This window comes from Caballeronia calidae, from assembly GCF_900044055.2.
Taxonomy (GTDB): domain Bacteria; phylum Pseudomonadota; class Gammaproteobacteria; order Burkholderiales; family Burkholderiaceae; genus Caballeronia; species Caballeronia calidae.
Map to the genome: position 1 here is coordinate 23581 of NZ_FCOX02000014.1, position 20352 is coordinate 43932.

A 20352-nucleotide genomic window follows, 5' to 3' on the forward strand; every position below is an offset into this window, starting at 1 on the left:
TGCTGATGGCCGCGAGCGCGTATCGAACGCGTTCGCGGCCGGTTCTCAGTTGCCCGGGCGGAAGCCGTACAGATCGCCGTCATGCGTCTGGACGACGAGCGTATTGCCCGCCAGGACAGGCGCTGCCGTGATCGCGCTGCCGTCGGTCGGCGCGCGGCCGATCAGCGCGCCGTTTTCCGTGTTGAGGAAGTGGACGAAGCCCTTATAGTCGCCCACCACGACCGCATGGCCGAGGATGTACGGCACGCTGACGCTGCGATTCTTCAGCGTCTCCGTCTTCCAGAGCGGCGAGCCGTCCGACGCGCGGAATGCGTTGACGACCGACCAGTCGTCGCCGGCCGCGACGACCTGCTCGTCCTGCGCGAGGCCGCTGTCGCTCGAGAAGCTCTTTTCCCACACCGGGCGGCCCGTGTTCGCGTCGAAGCAGCCGATACGGCCCTGGAACGTCACCGCGCAGGTCTGCGCGCCGACGAGACCCGGCGCGCCGGTTACGTCGTTGATGCGCTCGACTTCGGTCACGCCCTTCGGATACGACACCGGCGCCTGCCAGTAGGCGTCGCCCGTCTTCAGGTTGATCGCCGCGAAAGCGCCGCCGGGGAAGCCCGCGAGCACCGCCTGATTGCCGGCGAAGGTCATGCCCGCCGATACGCGCAGGTTCAGCGGCACGGCGCGCAACTGGAAGATCCACTTCTGCTCGCCGGTCTGCGCGTTGTACGCGATGACCTTGCCGTCGATCGTGCGCACGATCACGAGATCGTTGCCGACGAGCGGCGGCGAGATGATTTCGCCCGGCGCGGTGGCCGTCCACAGCAGTTTGCCGTCGGACCCCAGCACGTCGACCTGGCCTTTCAACCCGCCCACCGCCGTGAGATTGCCGTCGCTGCCGACACCCGCGGAGAGATCATCCTTCAGCTTGGTGCGCCAGACATCCTGACCGGTCTTCGCGTCGATCTTGGCGACGGTGCCGTTCGTGCCCGCGGCAAAGACGAAGTCGTCCACGGCGACCGGCGAGAACAGATAGCGCCCCGCCTTGCCGACGCTCGCCTTCCACGCCTGATTGACGTTCAACACCGGCTTGAAGTCCGCGAGCGGTGTCGGCTCGCGGCGTTCATCCTTGGTCGACGAGCAAGCGGCCAACAAGGCGGTCATCGCGCAGGTGAGCGGCACGGCGTAGCGTTTCAAAAAAGTCATCGGTGGACGCAACATGAATGGGTGAATGGGGTTGATCGGCGCTGCCCGCAACGTCGCTTCATCGCGACGCCGCGGCACGGCGGCCAGACTGAACAAGGCTTGACCAATACGGAACGATGCGGATCAGCCGCCAAGCGCATCGAGCTTGAACTGAACCAGTTGACGCGCGGACGTGTCGTTCGCGGGCAGCGTATCGAGCGCCACCTTGTACGCCGCGCGCGCGTCGTCGCGCTTGCCTTGGGCGGCGAGCAGGTCGCCGCGGCGATCCGCGATCACGCCCTTGAACGCATCGAGCGGCTGATCCGCGAGCAGCTTCAGGCCTGCGTCGTAGTTCTTTTCATCGAGCAGGATGAGCGCGAGGCGCAGCTTCGCGATCTGCTTGTACTCGTCGTCCTTGGCGTGATCGATGGCCCATTGCAGCTGCGACTTCGCGCCCGCCGCATTGCCCGCCGCGTAAAGCGACTTCGCCGCCGCCAGCGCGGTCATCTGCGCGTAGCCCGTGCTGCCGAACTTGTCTTCCATGTCCGATGCGACACGCGCGACCAGCGTCTGATCGTTGCCGTTCACCGCCTGCTGCAGATGGTCGTACAGCACCGATGCTTCGGCCGCCTGACGGCGCTGCCAGAAATTCCATCCGTTGTAGCCGGCCGCGATGATGAGCGCCACGAGCACGATCCAAGTCGTGGTGTTACCCCATCTGGCCCACCAGGCCTTTACGCTTTCCAGTGATTCTTGTTCGTCGTGATAGCTCATCGTCCAGCTATTCCTTCCTGCGTTTCAAATCCCTCAACGAGTGCCGCGCGCGATGCCGGATCGTCTCGATCCTGCCCGATGCGCGCGGCCGGACACCTGAATCTCAGGCACCCTCGTCATCGGCGGTTGCAACCATCGCATTGATTAGGTATTCGGTCAAGTCTTCGGCCGGAACGTTCACCTGCTCGTTCTTTTGCCCTTCGGACGTTTCGTCGCCCGAACGGCGCAGCGGCTTGACGCCGATCATGCCTTGCGCGAGCTCGTCTTCACCGAGCACGACCGCGAAAGCCGCGCCGCTCGCGTCGGCCTTCTTCATCTGCGACTTGAAGCTCGCGGACGCACCGTCCGGGCTGCAATGCAGGATGACATCGAGGCCCGTGTCGCGCAGACGCTCCGCGACGATGAACGCCTGCTCCGCCACCTTCTCGCCCTGATGCACGACATAGACGTCCGTGCCGTCGGCTTCCGGCACGAGCTGCTCTTCCTTCAGCAACTCGAGGATGCGCTCGACGCCCATCGCCCAGCCGCACGCGGCCGTCGGCTTGCCGCCCAGTTGCTCGATCAGCGGATCGTAGCGCCCGCCGCCCGCGACCGTGCCCTGCGCGCCGAGCTTGTCGGTGACCCACTCGAACACGGTGAGGTTGTAGTAGTCGAGGCCGCGCACGAGACGCGGGTTGATCGTGAACGGAATGTTGTTCGCCTTGAGCAGCCGCTGCACGCCCTCGAAGTGCTTGCGCGAGGTCTCGCCGAGGAAATCGACGAGCTTCGGCGCGTTCTGCGCGATCTCCTGCATCGCCGGATTCTTCGTGTCGAGCACGCGCAGCGGATTCGTATAGAGACGGCGCTTCGCTTCCTCGTCGAGCGAATCGACGTGCTTCTCCAGATACGCGATCAGTTCCTTGCGATGCGCCGCACGCTCCTCGGCCTGGCCGAGCGAGTTCAGTTCGAGGCGGATGCCGGTGAGCCCGAGATCGTCCCAGAGACGCTGGCACATCATGATGATTTCGGCGTCGGTGTCCGGACCCGCGAAGCCGAGCGCTTCCACGCCGACCTGATGGAACTGGCGATAACGCCCGCGCTGCGGACGCTCGTGACGGAACATCGGGCCGACGTACCACAGGCGCTTCGGGCCGTCGTACAGCAGATTGTGTTCGATGGTCGCGCGCACCACCGCCGCGGTGTTCTCCGGGCGCATCGTCAGATGCTCGCCGTTCAACGCGTCGGTGAAGCTGTACATTTCCTTCTCGACGATATCCGTCACTTCACCGATGCCGCGCGTGAACAACTGCGTATGCTCGACGATCGGCGTGCGGATGTTCTGATAGCCGTATGCGCGCAGCATCGACTTGACGGTGGTCTCGAAGAAATCCCACAACGCGGCATCCTGCGGGAGGATGTCGTTCATGCCCTTCACGCCGCTCAGCTTCTCGAGCCGTTTCTTCTGTTCAGTCATGTGTCTTCAAAGGGTTGCGGTGGACGTCTCTTCGCGCTTGCCCGCGGTTTGCCCGTAGGTGCGCTCGACGTAGTCGCTGACGATCTGCTGGAATTCCTCGCCGATGCGCTCGCCGCGCAGGGTCTTCACTTTCACGCCGTCGATGAACACGGGCGCCGCCGGATTCTCGCCCGAGCCCGGCAGGCTGATGCCGATGTTCGCGTGCTTCGACTCGCCCGGACCGTTGACGATGCAGCCCATCACCGCGACGTGCATCTTCTCGACGCCGGGGTACTGGTCGCGCCAGACCGGCATCGAGTTGCGCAGATAGCTCTGGATTTGCGACGCGAGCTCCTGGAACAGCGTGCTCGTCGTGCGGCCGCAGCCGGGGCACGCGATGACCATCGGCGTGAAGGAGCGCAGGCCCATGGTCTGCAAGATTTCCTGGCCGACGACGACTTCGCCCGTGCGCGCGCCGCCCGGCTCGGGCGTGAGCGAGATGCGAATGGTGTCGCCGATGCCTTCCTGCAGCAGCACCGAGAGCGCCGCCGTGGAGGCCACGATGCCCTTCGAGCCCATGCCCGCCTCGGTCAGACCGAGGTGCAGCGCGAAGCTGCAGCGTTTCGCCAGTTCGCGATACACCGCGATCAGATCCTGCACGCCGCTGACCTTGCACGACAGGATGATCTTGTCGCGGCCGAGGCCCAGTTCGACCGCGCGTTCCGCCGAACCGATCGCCGATTGAATCAGCGCCTCGTACATCACGCTCTGCACTTCCCACGGCGTCGAGCGCGCGGCGTTTTCGTCCATCATGCGTGCGAGCAGGTCCTGATCGAGACTGCCCCAGTTCACGCCGATGCGCACCGGCTTGTCGTACTTGATCGCCGCTTCGATCATCTGCGCGAATTGCGTGTCGCGCTTCGCGCCCTGGCCGACATTGCCCGGGTTGATACGGTACTTCGACAGCGCCTCCGCGCACGCGGGATAGTCGCGCAGCAGCAGATGGCCGTTGTAATGGAAGTCGCCGACGAGCGGCACCGTCACGCCCATGCGGTCCAGTTGCTCGCGGATATGCGGCACGGCGGCGGCCGCTTCCGGCGTGTTCACCGTGATGCGCACGAGCTCGGAGCCCGCCTGCGCGAGTTCCTTGATCTGGATCGCGGTGCCGATGGCGTCCGCGGTATCGGTGTTGGTCATCGACTGCACGCGCACCGGGGCGTCGCCGCCGATCGTGACGAGCTGGCCGCCCCAGCGCACGTCGACCGCATGCGATGCGCGACGCTGCAACGGACCGCCGAAGACCGGCTCGGTCGAACAAATCTTGCTGCTGATCAGGGATTGAGCTTGGGATTGCATCGAAAAACCCTTTGGCAACCTGCGCGCCGCTCGGGCGCCGGGCTGCGTGTGTGGAACCTCAAACGGGCGTCACGGCTTGCACCGTGACGCCCCTGACTTGTCCGCCGCGCGTCAATGAACCGACCTGGCGCTCACGCTCACGGCAGCGAGAGACGCGCGACGTTTCCGCGTGCGGAAGAATAGCGCTTGGCATCGACCGGCTCGTCGTCGACCGACAAGGATTCGACGCCCTTCACGTTTCCGACGGTCACCTTGAACGGCGCCTCGCCTTCCACACGCTGGGTAGCGCCCGCGTGGACGAGACCCGAAAACAGCTCCTTGCCGTCCTTCCCGCGCACGCTGAACCAGCTATCTTCCTTTACTTTCAGTTCGACCGCGCCCGAGCCGCTGCCCGCGACCGCCGGAGCGGACGCCGCCGCCGTCGCGACGGCCGGGGCAGCCTTCGCCGCGGATGCCATCTTCGGAGCGGATGCAGGCGCCGCCACGGACGGCGCGCTCGCGCCCTGAACCGCGGACAGCGTCGACGACGAAGCCGGCAGCGCGTTCGTGCCGAGCGGACGCGGCATCGGCTGTTCGCCGGGCGCCGCCGCTACTTCGGGCAACGACGCTTCGCCCGTGTTCGCCGCGGCGGCTTCGTCGGGCGTCGGCGCGGAGACTGCGGCTTTCGATTCGGTCGAATTCGACGTCGACGTCGGCGACAGACCGACGCCCGTGCTTGCCTTCAGGCGCGCGAGCCAGTTGCCCGAATCGCCGCCGGTATGCCACATCACGAGCGCCGCCAGCGCGACGATGATCGCGAGGACGCCCCACATCCACGAGCGACGGCGGCCCGATGAATTGCCGAGCGGCACGGACACGCGTCCGCGCGGCAGTCCCGCGCCCGCCGAAGCCGGCACCTTCAGATTGTGCTCGATCCCGTCGCCATTGCGCCGGAACGCCTGCGTGAACGGCGCCGGATCGGTGCCGAGGATTTTCGCGTAGCTGCGCACGATGCCCGCAGCGAACGTGCGGTCGGGCAGCTGGCTGATATCACCCGCTTCGAGGGCGAGCAGCTTGGGCGGCGACACCTTGAGCCGCGCGGAAACATCGTCGATCGACCATGCTTTTGCCTGACGGAGCTGCGCGAGACGCGCGCCGACCGCCTGTATCGAGTCCAGGTGCCCCGCCTGACCCGCATTCGATGCCGCCCCTTGCGCACCGGCCTGACCTTCGTGCTGACTGTCGGATCGGTTGCCGGTATGACTGCCGAAAGGCGTCGGGTGCTGCGGCTCACTCATGCCAAATTCCTCGCATCGATTCTTCTCTATAGCGCTATTGCTTCGTTCGGTTGAAAAAACCCCGTGAACGATACAACTCCGGCGCCATTGCAGACCGCTTTATAACAAAATGTTCGGTTTTCGTGCCGCATCCGTGCGCCCGTTGCGCCTTTGCCGCGGCTTTTGCTCGATTCGACGGCTGCGTTAAACCGCCCGCACCTCGATCGTCTTGCTGCCCGCGCGGTTCATGCGCTCCGCGAGACGCGTGCGATCCTGCACCGCGCCCGCGAGCTGGCCGCATGCGGCGTCGATGTCGTCGCCGCGCGTCTTGCGCACCGTCGTCACGACACCCGCGTCGATCAGCACCTGCGCGAAACGCTTGATCTGCTCGTTCTTCGAACGCGTCAGGCCCGATTCCGGAAACGGATTGAACGGGATGAGGTTGAACTTGCACGGCACATCGCGCGTGACGGCCAGCAATTCGCGCGCATGCGCTTCGCTGTCGTTGACGCCGTCGAGCATGCAATATTCGAACGTGATGAAGTCGCGCGGCGCGACCTTCAAATACCGCTGACACGCGGCCATCAGCTCGCGCAGCGGGTACTTCTTGTTGAGCGGCACCAGCATGTCGCGCAGCGGATCGTTCGGCGCGTGCAGCGACACCGCGAGCGCCACCGGCAGATCCGCCGCGAGGCGGTCCATCATCGGCACGACGCCGGAGGTGGACAGCGTCACGCGACGGCGCGACAGCCCGTACGCGTTGTCGTCGAGCATCAGGCGCATGGCCGGCACGACGGCGTCGTAGTTGAGCATGGGCTCGCCCATACCCATCATCACGACGTTCGTGACGACGCGCTCGCCCTTGCCCGGCCCGCCGACTTCGCGCCCGAGCGAGCGGCGCAGCGCGAACTCCGCCATGCGCAACTGGCCGATGATCTCGCCTGTGGACAGGTTGCGGGAAAAGCCCTGCTTGCCGGTGGAGCAGAACCGGCAGTTCACCGCGCAGCCCGCCTGCGACGACACGCACAGCGTGCCGCGCGTCTCTTCGGGGATGAACACGGTTTCGACCGCGTTGCCGTTGCCGACGTCGATCAGCCACTTGCGGGTGCCGTCGGTGGAAACGTGGTCCGTGATGATGTCGGGCATCGCCATATTGGCGCGGCCCTTGAGTTTTTCGCGCAGCGATTTCGCGAGATCCGTCATGCCGTCGAAGTCTTCGGCACCGTACTGGTGGATCCAGCGCTGCAATTGCTTGGCGCGAAACGGCTTTTCGCCGAGGCTCGCGCAATACGCGGTGAGCCCGGCGGCGTCGAGATCGAGAAGGTTGACGGTGGTGCTGCTCGTCATGTCGAGTTCTGCCATTTCAGATTGCGAAGCCCGGAACGGGTTCTTTGAAGCCCTGCCCGGGACCGTTCGCGCCAATTCCTGCTTGTTTTTGTACCGCTATTGTTGCGTCGAGGCGCGATGCGCGCGACGGCCTGCCGACCATCGCGGCGACCGACGCTTCGATTAACGCGAGTAGACGTTCACTTCCGGGAAGAAGAATGCCACTTCCTGGCGCGCCGTTTCCGCAGCGTCCGAACCGTGCACGGCGTTGGCGTCGATGCTGTCGGCGAAGTCGGCGCGGATCGTGCCCTTGTCCGCCTTCTTCGGGTCGGTCGCGCCCATCAGGTCGCGGTGCTTGGCGATGGCGTTCTCGCCTTCCAGAACCTGGATCACCACCGGGCCGGAGATCATGAACTCGACGAGGTCCTTGAAGAACGGACGCGCGGCGTGCACGGCGTAGAACTTTTCCGCGTCGGCGCGCGACAGATGAACCATGCGCGACGCAATGATCTTCAGACCTGCGTTCTCGAAACGGCTGTAGATCTGGCCGATAACGTTCTTTGCCACTGCGTCCGGCTTGATAATCGACAGGGTGCGCTCGATCGCCATGAAAAACTCCAAAAAATGAACGGTTTACGGATTAAAACGAATCGACAATTGTAGCACGAAGCAAGGTATGATTGCGATTGAAACCTTACGGCACCGTAAGAATCAAACCCAGCGAGGACTTAACCGTCCGGACGGCCGAGTCAGCCTTTCGAACTATTGAATTCGGCGCGCGCCGGGGCCATATTGGAGCAGAACGCTGCATTGCAACCGAAAGGCGCATCGTTGCGGCGGATGCACCGAAACGGTCCTAATTCTGGTTTAAGTCCGCGCACCTTATCATTCGTATATGACGGATGTCGCGGGAAGACCGACAGACAATTGGAGCAAGGAGAAACCATGAACGAATCACCCTACAGCTTTGGCCGTAATGGCAGCGTCACCTCGGTCGAGGTGCGCAACCGCGTGCTGCGCAACACCTACTGGCTGCTCGCGCTCTCGATGGTGCCGACGGTGCTCGGCGCGTGGGTCGGCGTCGCGACGGGCTTCTCGCTGTTCGCCGCCACCAGCCCGGCGATGAGCTTCATCGCGTTCCTCGCGATCGCGTTCGGCTTCATGTTCGCCATCGAGAAGACCAAGGACAGCGGCATGGGTGTCGTCGTGCTGCTCGGCTTCACGTTCTTCATGGGCCTGATGCTCTCGCGTCTCTTGAGCTTCATTCTCGGCTTTTCGAACGGGCCGCAACTCATCATGATGGCCTTCGGCGGCACCGGCGTGATCTTCGCGGCCATGGCGACCATCGCCACCGTCAGCAAGCGCGATTTCTCGGGTCTCGGCAAGTTCCTGTTCATGGGCGTGATCGTCATTCTGCTGGCGGCGTTCGCGAACATCTTCCTGCAACTGCCCGCGCTGATGATGACGATCTCCGTGCTCGCCATCGTGATCTTCTCGGCGTACATGCTGTTCGACGTGCAGCGCGTGGTGAATGGCGGCGAGACGAACTACATCAGCGCGACGCTCGCGATCTACCTCGACCTGTACAACGTGTTCACGAACCTGCTGGCGCTGCTCGGCATCTTCGGCGGCAACCGCAACTAAGCGGACCGAACGCGGCAGAAACGAAAAAACCGGCCTTCGGGCCGGTTTTTTTGCGCCTGCTCGCGCATCACCGCTGCGTCAGTCGCGCTCGAACAACGCGATCGACTCCACGTGCGACGTGTGCGGGAACATGTTCACCACGCCCGCGCCCTTCATCCGGTAGCCCGCCTCGTGCACGAGCAGGCCGGCGTCGCGGGCGAGCGTCGCCGGATTGCACGACACGTAGACGATGCGTTCGGGCAACGGCCCGTCGCCGCTCTGCGCGATGTCCGCGAGGGCCTTCGACACGGCGAGCGCGCCTTCGCGCGGCGGATCGATCAGGAACTTGTCGAAGGCGCCGAGGGCGCGCAGGTCGTCGGCGGTGACTTCGAACAGGTTGCGGCACGCGAACGACGTATGTTCGTCGACGCCGTTCGCCTTCGCATTCTCCAGCGCGCGGGCAGTCAGCGCCTCGCTGCCTTCGATGCCCACCACTTCGCGCGATACGCGCGCGAGCGGCAGCGTGAAGTTGCCGATGCCGCAGAACAGGTCGAGCACACGATCCGACTTCTCCGGCGCGAGCAGGCTCAGCGCGCGGCTCACCAGCACGCGATTGATCTGGTGATTCACCTGCGTGAAATCGGTCGGCTTGAACGGCATGCGGATATCGAACTCCGGCAGCGTGTAAGCCAGCTCGCGATCGAGCGGATAGAACAGGTAGACCGTGTCCGGGCCTTTCGGCTGGAGCCACCACTGGACGCCATGTTCATCGGCGAAAGTGCGCAGCAGCGCTTCGTCGGCTTCGGTCAGCGGCTCCAGGATGCGCAGCACGAGCGCGGTGACATCGGAACCGACCGCGAGCTCGATCTGCGGCATGCGATCGCGGATCGACAGCCCCGCCACCAGATGACGCAGCGGCACGAGCATCGCCGAAACGTGCGGCGGCAGCACCTCGCAGCTCGTCATGTCGGCGACGTAGCTGCTCTTCCTCTCGTGAAAGCCCACCAGCACGCCGCCCTTCTTCTCGACGTACCGCACGGTCAGGCGCGCCCGATAGCGATAGCCCCACGACGGTCCGTGAATCGGACGGAACATGGTTTCCGCGCGCAGCTTCGCCAGATGTTGCAGATTGTCCTCGAGCACGCGCTGCTTCACCGCGATCTGCGCGCGCACGTCGAGATGCTGCATCGAGCAGCCGCCGCAGATGCCGAAAAACTGGCACTTCGGCTTCGCGCGGATCACGCTCTCGCGGATCACCTTCACCACCTGCGCCTGCTCGAAGCTCGGCTTCTTGCGAAAACTCGAATAGCTCACTCGTTCGCCCGGCAGCGCGCCTTCGACGAAGATCACCTTGCCCGGCTCGCCGTCCTCGTTGACCGTGCGGCCGACGCCGCGCGCTTCCATGTCGAGCGACTCGATTTCGATTTCTGGCGCGACGAAGTTCGGATCGGGCGTGGCGGATTTCGCCGGCGCGGCGCGGCGGCGATGGGGAGTTTTTCGAGCGGCTTCAGACACCTGCGTACTTCCTGGCTAACGAATGGCAAAGGCGAGATTGTAGACGAACGTCACGGCGTCAACTGCCGAACGCGGCCAGATACTCGGCCCAGTGCGGCGACGTTTCCTGTGCGAGCGCGTTCTTCACGAAGTTGATTTCGTCGGCGTACTCATCGGGCGTGAAACCGCCGCGCATCATCTGGAAGCGGCAGTACATGAGATACGTGTTCACGACATCAGTCTCGCAATAATTGCGGATTTCGTCGAGATGGCCGTCGCAATACGCTTCCCAGACCTTGCCGCCGTCCATGCCGAGCTTGCCGGGAAAGCCGCACAGCTTCGCGAGCGCATCGAGCGGCGCATTGGCGCGCGCCTGATACATCGCGAGCACGTCCATGAGATCGATGTGCCGCATGTGATAGCGGCTGATGTAGTTGTTGAACTTGAACTCGCGGTCGTCCTGACCGAGATCCCAGTAGCGCGGCGCGGCGATGCCGTGCACGAGCGCGCGGTAATGGAGCACGGGCAGGTCGAAGCCGCCGCCGTTCCACGACACGAGCTGCGGCGTGTACTTCTCGATCACGCGATAGAACGACTGGATGAGCGCGGCTTCGCCATCGGCGGCCGTGCCGAGCGAGCGCACGCGAAAGCCGCTGTTGTCGCGGAACACGCAGGAAATCGCCGCGACGCGCTGCAGATGATGCGGCAGAAAGTCGTTGCCGACGCGTTCGCGGCGCGCTTCGAACGCATGTTCGGCGACTTCGCGGTCGGAGAGATCGTCGGGTAAATCTTCGAGACGGCGAATGCCGTCGACATCGGGGATGGTCTCGATGTCGAAAACGAGAATCGGTGTCATTGAATCCTGGAACGCGGCGCCCTAAACCAAAGGGCGCCGCCGATGCGTTAAAGCGTTAGAGCACGGCGTCCTTGCGAACGCCGTTGGATGCGAAAAAGCGCTTGAGCCGCACGAGCGCCTCTTGCTGGATCTGGCGCACACGCTCGCGCGTGAGGCCCATTTCGTCGGCAAGCTCCTCGAGCGTCGCCGGCTCGATATGGTTGAGCCCGAAACGCCGTTCGATCACGTGCCGGTGTTTATCCGACAGGCGCGAGAGCCACAGGCGCGTGAGCGACTCCAGCTCGCGATGCTGCACTTCCGCGTCCGGCGACTGGCTCTGGTCGTCCGAAAGCAGATCGAGCAGGCTGCTGCCGGGATCGAGGTCGAGCGGCGCATCGAGCGAAGCCGTGTGCTCGTTGAGCGCGAGGATATCGGTGACTTCCTCGGGCGTCTTGCCGGTGAGATACGCGATGTCGTCGATGCTGGCGTCGCGGCGCTCGGGCGCGACACTGTCGGCCGCATTGGCGGAATTTTTTTCCAGATGGCGCTTCGCCCGGAGCACCTGATTGAGTTCGCGAATCACATGCACCGGCAGGCGCACCGTGCGCGCCTGATTCATGATCGCGCGTTCGATGCTCTGGCGGATCCACCAGGTGGCATAGGTCGAAAAACGGAAGCCGCGCGTCGGGTCGAATTTCTCGATCGCGTGCATGAGGCCGAGATTGCCTTCCTCGATGAGATCGAGCAGCGGCACGCCGCGATTGAGATAACCCTTCGCGATGCTGACGACGAGCCGCAGATTGCGCTCGATCATCACCTGCCGCGCCTCGAATTCGCCCGCCTTCGCGAGCCGTGAATAGCGCTGCTCTTCCTCGACGGTCAGGAGCGGCTTCACGCTGATGCGGTTCAGGTAATGCTGGATGGTGTCGGCCGTGAGCTCGGCCTGCAGCAGAGAGCGGAAGTCGTCGGCGTCGGGCGCGGAATCGTTTGACCCTTCACCCGCTTCGCCATTGCCCTTGCTCCGACTGCCGCCTTCTTCGTCGGATTCGGACTCGGATTCGGAATCGATATCGACATCGACATTGTCGATGTCGTCGTCACGAGTCGAAGCACCGTCCTCCGCCGACACTTGCAAAGGTCGGCTGATCGTCTCAGTCTCGGCTTGCGGCAGGCGGCGCTTCGTTTTTGGCATGATGGTTTCGCTTTATTGCGGCGGCAAATACTTCAGTGGGTCAACAGGTTTTCCCTGCCGGCGAACTTCGAAATGCAACATCACGCGGTCCGAATCGCTGTTCCCCATCTCAGCGATCTTCTGCCCTTTAGTTACCGCGTCTCCTTCTTTTACCATCAAAGCGCGATTATGTGCATACGCCGTGAGAAAAGTTGCGTCGTGCTTGATGATAATGAGATTGCCATAGCCGCGCAGCCCATTTCCGGAGTAAACCACTCGGCCATCCGCCGACGCGTTGACCGCATCTCCCGCCGCACCGCCAATATTCAAACCCTTGTTCTTCGCATCGTCGAACGTGCCGATAATCGGTCCGCGCGCCGGCCAGATGAACGCCGGCTGAGCCGCGGGCGCCGTCGCTCCCGTGTCCGCGCCCGGCGCCGCTGCCATGCCGGCCGCCGCGCCCGCGGTCGTGCCAGGCGTTGCGCCCATGCCCGAATTCGGACCGTAGTACGGCGGCTGCGCAGCCGCGCCCGGCTGCGGCGTGGCGTACGCGTTCGCGCCATTGAGCGGCTGCGCCTGCACGCCGCCGCCCACGATCGGCGCGGTCGCCACGCCGGGCGTCGCCGCCGCGACGTTCGCGCCCGGAGGCGCCACGCGCATCAGCTGGCCGACTTCGATCTGGTTCGGGTTGCTCAGGTTATTCCACGCTGCGATGTCGTGATAATTCTGACCGTTTTCCAGTGCAATCCGATATAGGGTGTCGCCCGGTTTTACACGGTAATAGCCCGGCGGCGGCGGACCGTTGTCCGGCGTCTGCGCCGCCGTCGTGCCGATGGGCGCGCCCGTTCTGTCGACGACCGGCGCCATGTCCATGCGCGTCGAACACGCCGCCAGCGCGGACAACGCCAGCACGCACACGCCGCGCTGCGCCGCGCTCAGGCGTTGGTCCGCACTTCCTTCTAGCCAAGCACGCAGGATACTCATCGGTGTCAAATCACTCCGGATTTTAAGGGTACAAAGAAAACGCGATCGAGCTGCTCTTCCCGCCACTGCGTGACCGAGACGCGCGTGACGAGCGTCAGCACTTGCGACTGCGCGGCCTGCGATCCGACCGGCGCGACGAGCTTGCCGCCCACCGCCAGTTGATCCAGCAAGGCCTGCGGCACGTCGAGGCCGGCGCAGGCGATCACGATCGCGTCGAACGGCGCGGCCGCGGGCAAGCCCAGGCGGCCGTCGCCGTAATGCAGCCGGATGTTCGGCACGCGCAATGGCCGAAGATTGAGCTTCGCGCGCTCCGACAAAGGGCGCACGCGTTCGATCGAATAAACCTCAGTGGCGACTTGCGACAGCACCGCCGCCTGATAGCCGCAGCCGGTGCCGATCTCCAGCACCTTGCTCAATGGGCGCCCCGCCGCGACCAGCTCGATCATGCGCGCGACGACGGACGGTTTCGAAATGGTCTGGTGATGCCCGATAGGCAGCGCGGCATCTTCATAAGCCTGCGCGGCGAGCCCCGGATCGACGAACATGTGGCGCGGCACCACCGACATCGCATTCAGCACGCGCGGATCGGTCACGCCGTTCGATCGGAGCCGTTCGACCATGCGCTCGCGCACCCGTTCCGACGTGAGCGTCTGCGTGCTCGCCAGCGCGACGTTCGGCGCGCCCTTTTTCGTCGCGGTCGCCGCCGCGTTCAACTCGCGCTCGACGGGTCGCGCGGCGGTGCGCGGCGCATGCGACGCATGATGTGCCGGCGCCGCGCTCTTGCCCGCACCCGGAACCGGTTTCGTTGCGCCAATTGCGCTCTTTGCACCGGAACGCGCGGGAAAAACAGAGGTGGCCTGCTTGGCCGAGGCGGCCGCCGTAGCGGGATTCTTCATCGGGGCGTTCGCCGCGCGCGATGGATTCGGCTTGGCCGGCGACGCCGGCGCGGGTTTGAGCGCTGCAACGGCGGCCTGCTTGCCGCGCGAGTCCTGCGCCCGGGCCGCGGGCTTGCGCGGCTCGCGAACCAGATCCGCGAGCGCCAGCGGAAAGCGCTTGGCGCGCTCGTCGGTCATGTGCGGCGGCTCCCGGCGCGCGCCCATTCGCGCGTCTCGGCCATGAGTTTCGTGTGCGTCAGATCGAGTTGCAGCGGCGTGATGGACACGAAGCCGTTCGCGACCGCGTGGAAATCAGTGCCTTCGCTCGCGTCGAGCGCGTCGCCGGACGGGCCGATCCAGTAGATCGGATTGCCGCGCGGATCGCTCTGGCGGATGACCGGCTGCGAAGGATGACGCTTGCCGAGGCGCGTCACTTTCCATTCGCGGAGCTGATCGTAGGGCAGGCTCGGGATGTTCACGTTCAGCAACGGATGGCCCGGCATCGGATGGTCGAGGAAATGCGCGACGATCTCGGCCGCGACGCGCGCCGCGTCGTCGAGATGGAGCCAGTCGCGACCGACGAGCGAAAACGCGATCGCCGGAATGCCGAACATGAAGCCTTCGGTGGCGGCCGCGACCGTGCCCGAATACAAGGTGTCTTCGCCGACGTTCTGCCCGTTGTTGATGCCGGACACGACGAGATCCGGCTGATGCTCGAGCATGCCGGTCAGCGCGATGTGCACGGAATCAGTTGGCGTGCCGTTCACGAAATTGAAACCGTTGGGCGCCTGATGAACGCTCAAGGGCCGCGAAAGCGTAAGCGAGTTGGACGAGCCGCTGCAGTTCTGCTCCGGCGCCATCACGGTTACTTCGCCGAGCGGCTGCAGGGCGCCATGCAGCACATTGATGCCGCGCGCCAGATAACCGTCGTCGTTGCTGAGTAGGATTCGCATCCGACGATTGTAACCGAGGAACCCTGGCGCGACGACGCCTCGAAGGCTCGCTTCCGACGTCTTCCCTGCCCTACACTGAGGCCACTTTCATCAGGAGACGACATGCGCGCCGTACGATGCAACGAACACGGATTACCCGACACCCTTTCGATCGAAACGCTGCCCGACCTGCATCCCGAAGCCGGCGAAGTCGTCATCGACGTGAAAGCGGCGAGCGTCAATTTCCCCGACGTCCTCATCATCCAGAACAAATATCAGTTCAAGCCGCCGCTGCCGTTTACGCCCGGCGCGGAGTTGGCCGGCATCGTGCGCGAGGTGGGCGCGGGCGTCACGCGCCTGTCGCCCGGCATGCGCGTGGCGGCCTATACCGCGCAAGGCGCGTTCGCCGAGCAGGCGCGCGCGAAGGAAACGGATTGCGTCGCGCTGCCCGATGACGTCGATCTCGCCGACGCCGCCGCGTTCACGCTCGCGTACGGCACGTCGTATCACGCGCTCGTCGATCGCGGCGCGCTCAAGGCCGGCGACACGCTGCTCGTGCTCGGCGCGGCGGGCGGCGTAGGGATCGCGGCGATCCAGATCGGCAAGATCGTCGGCGCGCGCGTGATCGCGGCGGCGTCGAGCGCCGAGAAGCTCGTCTTCTGCCGCGAGCATGGCGCCGACGAGGTCATCGACTATGCGAAGGAAGATTTGCGCGAGCGCATCAAGGAACTGACCGGCGGCAGCGGCCCGGATGTCATTTTTGATCCCGTTGGCGGCGCGTATGCCGAGCCTGCGTTTCGCAGCATCGGCTGGCGCGGGCGCTATCTCGTCGTCGGCTTCGCGAACGGCGAGATTCCGAAGCTGCCGTTCAATCTCGCGCTATTGAAAGGCGCGAGCATCGTCGGCGTGTTCTGGGGCGGTCACATGCAGCGCGAGCACGCGCTCGCCGATCAGGAGTTCGCGACGATGGTCGGCTGGATCAAGGCGGGCAAGCTGCGCCCCGTCGTCACGAAACGCTATGCGCTCGACGAAACGCCGCAAGCCCTCGACGACATGATGAATCGTCGCGTGACCGGCAAGATCGTGATCGAGCCGTGATGCGCCTGGTGCCGGCATGGACCCTTTCGCCAGGATTCGCGGCTTAGCCGCGCCCGCTCACAAACGCCGCGATCGCGCGCCGGGCAGCATGCCGATGCACGTCGTCTGCGCTGCCGGGGCGTCGCCGAAATCGGCGGTCGAGTAGCGGCGCACCGCGCACGCATGCTTGCCATGCAGCGCTTGAAACGCCGCCATCACCCGGCGCACCGACAGCAGACGCTGCCACAACCGCTCCCTGAGTCCGCCGAAGGGCAGCACCGAAAGCGGCAGCACGACCGCGCCCGGTCCCCAGCCCGGACGCCAGGAGCGCGCAAGCCCCTGGCGCATGAACAGCGAGAGCGTGGGCACGCCGATGCACGACGCGAGATGCCCGAGGCCCGAATCGTTGCCGATGAACCAGGACGACTCCGCAATCCACTTTGCGACTTCGCTCAGTCGCGGCAGCGCGTTGACCTCATGCCCTTCTTCGGCGATATCGCTCCAGCCGCCGATTTCGGCGGGCGCCACGAGAAAACTCGGCTGCCATCGACGACGGATCAGCACGCGCGAAAGCGCGAGAAATTTAGCGCGGCCCCACATTTTTTCGGGATGACTGCCCGTCGGATGGATCACGACGCGATTGGCGAAGCGTCCTGGCATGACGTCAGCCGGAACGACGAGACCGTTCGCGCGCGTCACATCGCGCAGGCCGAGCACGTTCGTCGCAATGTCGACGACACGGTCCACCATGTGCTTCGCGCCGCCATACTCCGGCAGCGTGGCGAAACACAGCGTGCGTCCCGAGCGGCTCAATGTCGATGCGTAGTCGGTTGGCCGCAATTCGATCACGGTGTCGAACGCGCCCTGCCACGCGTCGGGCCGGCCGACCGTCATGTGCGGAAACCAGTCGGCGAGCTGCTCCGCGACCCAGCCGAACACGACGGGCCTGTAACCATTGCGGATGAGATTGTTGACGAGGACGAGCCCGATGAGGCTGTCACCGATCGGCGATGGAAGTACCACCGCAATCGAACTGTCAGTTCGCAGTTTCATTCTTGTTCTCGCGGGATCGCGCCGATGAACGCCGCGCCGATGCCGCGCAGTAGCACCCGAATACGAAGTATCGCCCGGTTGCGTTACGACTTGATGTGCTCCCGATGCTCGTTCACCCCGAAACGCGCCAGACCTGCAGGGACCCGCCCTGCAGCGTCCGGGCTGCGCAGCATGATAGCGATATCAGCCGCACATGACCATAACCGATCAGCGGGAACCGATTTGACACGTTTTGTCGCGCGGCCCGGCGGAGCGAAATCGCTGCTTCGAATCAGAGTTTCTCAGTCTCTCCGGTCTTCGGCTGCCACTTCATGAGGCGTCGCTCGACCAGCGCGACGAGGCCGTCGAGCACGAGCGCGAACGCGGTCAGCACGAGAATCCCGGCGAACACCGTGTTGATGTCGAACGTGCCTTCGGCCTGCAGAATCAGATAGCCGACGCCGCGCGCCGAGCCGAGATACTCGCCCACCACCGAGCCCACGAATGCCAGACCAACGGACGTGTGCAGACTCGAAAACACCCAGCTCGTCGCGCTCGGCAGATAGACGTGCCGCAGCAGTTGCTTGCGATTCGCGCCGAGCATGCGCGCGTTCGCGAGCACGACCGGACTCACTTCCTTCACGCCCTGATAGACGTTGAAGAACACGATGAAAAACACGAGCGTCACGCCGAGCGCGACCTTCGACCAGATGCCGAGCCCGAACCACACCGCGAAGATCGGCGCGAGAATCACGCGCGGCATCGAGTTGGCGGCCTTGATATAGGGATCGAGGAGCGCGCTCGTCGTCGGGGCGAGCGCGAGCCAGAGGCCGACGCCCAGTCCGGCCACGGTGCCGATCACGAAAGCCAGCACGGTTTCGATCAGCGTCACCCACAGGTGGATATAGATCTCGCCGGTCGTGAACCACTCCCAGATGCGCACGAGCACCTTCTGCGGCTCGCCGAAGAAGAACGCGGCCTTGTTGGCGTCGTCGAAATAGAAAGGCGGCAGCAGCGTCGGGCTCGTCAGCACGTACCACAGCACGAAGCAAACGAGCAGCAACAGCCATTGCCACACGATGAGATTGGCGCGTCTCGGGCGCAGCTTGTTCCACATGTTCGTTTTAGTCTCAGTCGGCGGCGGCGGGCTTCAACTGCTGCTGATAGCCTTTCAACACTTCCTCGCGCAGCACGCCCCAAATCTGCGCGTGCAGTTCGACGAAGCGCGGGTGCGAACGGATCTCGGCGACATCGCGCGGACGTGGCAGGTCGATCACGAATTCGCCGATCGGATGCGTGCCCGGCCCCGCCGACAGCACGATCACGCGGTCGGACATCGAGATGGCCTCGTCCAGATCGTGCGTGATGAAGAGCACGGCCTTGCGCTTCGCGGCCCACAGATCGAGCAGCTCGTTTTCCATCAGTTGACGCGTCTGGATGTCCAGCGCGGAGAACGGCTCGTCCATCAGGATGATGTCCGGATCGAGGATGAGCGTCTGCGCCATCGCAACGCGCTTCCTCATGCCGCCCGACAACTGATGCGGATAGCGATCGCCGAAGCCGCCCAGGCCCACACGCTTCAGCCACTCCTCGCCGCGCGCATCGGCTTCATGCTTCGGCAGGCCCTGGAACGCGAGGCCGGCCGTCACGTTGTCGAGCGCGGAGCGCCACGGCATGAGGGCATCGGCCTGGAACATGTAGCCCGCGCGACGGTTGATGCCCGTGAGCTTCTCGCCGAAGACGCTCACCGTGCCCGACGATGGCTCGAGCAGCCCCGCCGACACGTTGAGCAGCGTGGACTTGCCGCAGCCGGTCGGCCCGACGACGGACACGAACTCGCCCGGCGCGATCGTGAGATTGGTATTGCGAACCGCGGTGTAGCGGTCGCGGCGATTCTCGCGCGAGGCGAACGTGCAGGTGACGTCGTCCAGCGCGAGCGCAGATGTCAGCGCGTTCATCGATCAGACCTTGACGGTGGCGAGCGCCTTCTTCACGAAGTCGTTGGTCCAGGTCTTCGACAGATCGATCGGCTTGCCCTTCACGGTCTCGTCGAAAGCCTGCAGCGTCTTGAGCGAGGTCGCGGGACCGTCGGCGGGCATCAGGCCATCCGGCGAGAGCGCCTCCTTCACGTGCTGCCACGAATCGAGATAGAGCGCGCGATCGCCGAGCAGATAGCCTTCCGGCACCGTCGCGATCAGATCCTTGCCCGATGCCGTCTGCAGCCACTTCAGCGCGCGCACCATCGCGTTGGTGAGCGCCTGGGTCGTGTTCGGGTTCTTCGTGATGAAGCTCTGCGACGCGTACAGGCAGCCCGCCGGCATATTGCCGCCGAACACCTTCTTCGTATCGGCGAGCGTGCGCGTGTCCGACACGATGCGGATATCGCCCGCGCGGTCGAGCTTGGTCATCACCGGATCGAGGTTGGCGATGGCATCGATCTGCCCGGACTGCAGCGCGGCGATCGCACCCGCGCCCGCGCCCACGCCGATGAACGACACATCGGTCGCCTTCAGTCCGGCCTGCGCGAGCACGAAGCCCGCCATGATCGACGTCGACGAACCCGGCGCCGTCACGCCGATCTTCTTGCCCTTCAGATCCGCGACCGACTTGTAGTTCGGCATCGTCTTCTTCGACACGGCCAGCACGATCTGCGGGGCGCGGCCTTGCAGCACGAACTCGCGGAAGTACTGGTTCTTCGCCTGCAACAGCAGCGTATGCTCGAACGCGCCGGACACCACGTCCGCGCTGCCGCCGACCGCCGCCTGCAACGCCTTCGCGCCGCCCGCGAAGTCGGCGATTTCGACCTCGAGCCCTTCGTCCTTGAAGTAGTTGCGGCGCTCCGCGATCGTGAGCGGCAGATAGTAGAAGAGGTTCTTGCCGCCGACCGCGATCGATACCTTGCTCTGTTCCGGCTTGTTCTGCTGTGCGAAGGCGAGCGGCATGCCCGACATTGCCCCGCCCGCGAGCACGGCGCCGCTCGCGATGAACGTTCTGCGTTTCATCGTTGTCTGTCTC

General features: G+C 64.7%; 19 protein-coding genes. 2 read left to right on the top strand and 17 right to left on the bottom strand.

What is annotated here, in order from left to right; translation table 11 throughout:
- Window positions 1-45: 45 nt before the first annotated feature.
- From bamB to ndk, 7 genes are all read right to left on the bottom strand, one after another.
- Window positions 46-1191: an outer membrane protein assembly factor BamB gene (bamB, locus tag AWB78_RS15050; protein ID WP_062605728.1), complete on the bottom strand. Its 1146-nt coding sequence runs from the start codon at window positions 1189-1191 to the stop codon at window positions 46-48.
- 123 nt (window positions 1192-1314) lie between these two features.
- Complete coding sequence (locus tag AWB78_RS15055; protein ID WP_062605510.1) at window positions 1315-1944, bottom strand: tetratricopeptide repeat protein; 630 nt, start codon at window positions 1942-1944, stop codon at window positions 1315-1317.
- A 103-nt stretch (window positions 1945-2047) separates the two neighbouring features.
- Window positions 2048-3397: a histidine--tRNA ligase gene (gene hisS / locus AWB78_RS15060; RefSeq protein WP_062605511.1), complete on the bottom strand. Its 1350-nt coding sequence runs from the start codon at window positions 3395-3397 to the stop codon at window positions 2048-2050.
- A 6-nt stretch (window positions 3398-3403) separates the two neighbouring features.
- Window positions 3404-4732 carry a flavodoxin-dependent (E)-4-hydroxy-3-methylbut-2-enyl-diphosphate synthase gene (gene ispG / locus AWB78_RS15065; RefSeq protein ID WP_062605512.1) on the bottom strand — a complete coding sequence of 443 codons (1329 nt, stop codon included), beginning with the start codon at window positions 4730-4732 and terminating at the stop codon, window positions 3404-3406.
- Between the two features lie 137 nt (window positions 4733-4869).
- The gene (locus AWB78_RS15070) at window positions 4870-6009 is read right to left on the bottom strand and encodes a RodZ domain-containing protein (RefSeq protein WP_062605513.1); all 1140 of its coding nucleotides are present in this window, start codon (window positions 6007-6009) and stop codon (window positions 4870-4872) included.
- A 183-nt stretch (window positions 6010-6192) separates the two neighbouring features.
- The gene (gene rlmN / locus AWB78_RS15075) at window positions 6193-7335 is read right to left on the bottom strand and encodes a dual-specificity RNA methyltransferase RlmN (RefSeq protein ID WP_062605730.1); all 1143 of its coding nucleotides are present in this window, start codon (window positions 7333-7335) and stop codon (window positions 6193-6195) included.
- A gap of 162 nt (window positions 7336-7497) precedes the next feature.
- Window positions 7498-7923 (bottom strand): nucleoside-diphosphate kinase, encoded by a 426-nt coding sequence (gene ndk / locus AWB78_RS15080; RefSeq protein WP_062605519.1) that lies wholly within the window; start codon window positions 7921-7923, stop codon window positions 7498-7500.
- A 336-nt stretch (window positions 7924-8259) separates the two neighbouring features.
- Between ndk and AWB78_RS15085 the strand changes: the two genes are divergently transcribed.
- The gene (locus tag AWB78_RS15085; protein ID WP_061120354.1) at window positions 8260-8958 is read left to right on the top strand and encodes a Bax inhibitor-1/YccA family protein; all 699 of its coding nucleotides are present in this window, start codon (window positions 8260-8262) and stop codon (window positions 8956-8958) included.
- Window positions 8959-9036: 78 nt separating this feature from the next.
- On the opposite strand, the gene rlmD is transcribed toward AWB78_RS15085, so the two are convergent.
- Genes rlmD through surE form a run of 6 tightly spaced genes read right to left on the bottom strand, consistent with a single transcriptional unit; the run spans window position 9037 to window position 15249 of the window.
- Window positions 9037-10452 carry a 23S rRNA (uracil(1939)-C(5))-methyltransferase RlmD gene (gene rlmD, locus AWB78_RS15090; RefSeq protein WP_062605521.1) on the bottom strand — a complete coding sequence of 472 codons (1416 nt, stop codon included), beginning with the start codon at window positions 10450-10452 and terminating at the stop codon, window positions 9037-9039.
- Between the two features lie 58 nt (window positions 10453-10510).
- Window positions 10511-11287, bottom strand: a complete 777-nt coding sequence (locus tag AWB78_RS15095; RefSeq protein WP_062605525.1) for a 3'-5' exonuclease — start codon at window positions 11285-11287, stop codon at window positions 10511-10513.
- A 55-nt stretch (window positions 11288-11342) separates the two neighbouring features.
- Window positions 11343-12458, bottom strand: a complete 1116-nt coding sequence (gene rpoS, locus AWB78_RS15100; RefSeq protein ID WP_062605531.1) for an RNA polymerase sigma factor RpoS — start codon at window positions 12456-12458, stop codon at window positions 11343-11345.
- 12 nt (window positions 12459-12470) lie between these two features.
- A complete protein-coding gene (locus AWB78_RS15105) occupies window positions 12471-13421 on the bottom strand; it encodes a peptidoglycan DD-metalloendopeptidase family protein (RefSeq protein WP_062605532.1) in 951 nt (316 codons plus the stop codon).
- Between the two features lie 5 nt (window positions 13422-13426).
- Window positions 13427-14521, bottom strand: a complete 1095-nt coding sequence (locus AWB78_RS15110) for a protein-L-isoaspartate(D-aspartate) O-methyltransferase (RefSeq protein WP_232477709.1) — start codon at window positions 14519-14521, stop codon at window positions 13427-13429.
- Window positions 14491-15249, bottom strand: a complete 759-nt coding sequence (gene surE / locus AWB78_RS15115) for a 5'/3'-nucleotidase SurE (RefSeq protein WP_062605533.1) — start codon at window positions 15247-15249, stop codon at window positions 14491-14493. Before surE ends, AWB78_RS15110 begins: the two co-directional genes overlap by 31 nt.
- A 102-nt stretch (window positions 15250-15351) precedes the next feature.
- Here surE and AWB78_RS15120 point away from each other — a divergent pair, with 102 nt between their 5' ends.
- The gene (locus AWB78_RS15120; RefSeq protein ID WP_062605535.1) at window positions 15352-16326 is read left to right on the top strand and encodes an NADPH:quinone oxidoreductase family protein; all 975 of its coding nucleotides are present in this window, start codon (window positions 15352-15354) and stop codon (window positions 16324-16326) included.
- Window positions 16327-16383: 57 nt separating this feature from the next.
- Here AWB78_RS15120 and AWB78_RS15125 read toward each other — a convergent pair whose 3' ends face one another.
- From AWB78_RS15125 to AWB78_RS15140, 4 genes are all read right to left on the bottom strand, one after another.
- A complete protein-coding gene (locus AWB78_RS15125; protein ID WP_062605536.1) occupies window positions 16384-17358 on the bottom strand; it encodes a glycosyltransferase family 9 protein in 975 nt (324 codons plus the stop codon).
- A gap of 271 nt (window positions 17359-17629) precedes the next feature.
- A complete protein-coding gene (locus tag AWB78_RS15130) occupies window positions 17630-18454 on the bottom strand; it encodes an ABC transporter permease (RefSeq protein ID WP_062605538.1) in 825 nt (274 codons plus the stop codon).
- A gap of 13 nt (window positions 18455-18467) precedes the next feature.
- The gene (locus AWB78_RS15135) at window positions 18468-19295 is read right to left on the bottom strand and encodes an ABC transporter ATP-binding protein (protein WP_062605544.1); all 828 of its coding nucleotides are present in this window, start codon (window positions 19293-19295) and stop codon (window positions 18468-18470) included.
- A gap of 3 nt (window positions 19296-19298) precedes the next feature.
- On the bottom strand, window positions 19299-20339 hold the full coding sequence (locus tag AWB78_RS15140; protein WP_062605546.1) for an ABC transporter substrate-binding protein: 1041 nt from the start codon (window positions 20337-20339) through the stop codon (window positions 19299-19301).
- Between the last annotated feature and the right edge of the window lie 13 nt (window positions 20340-20352).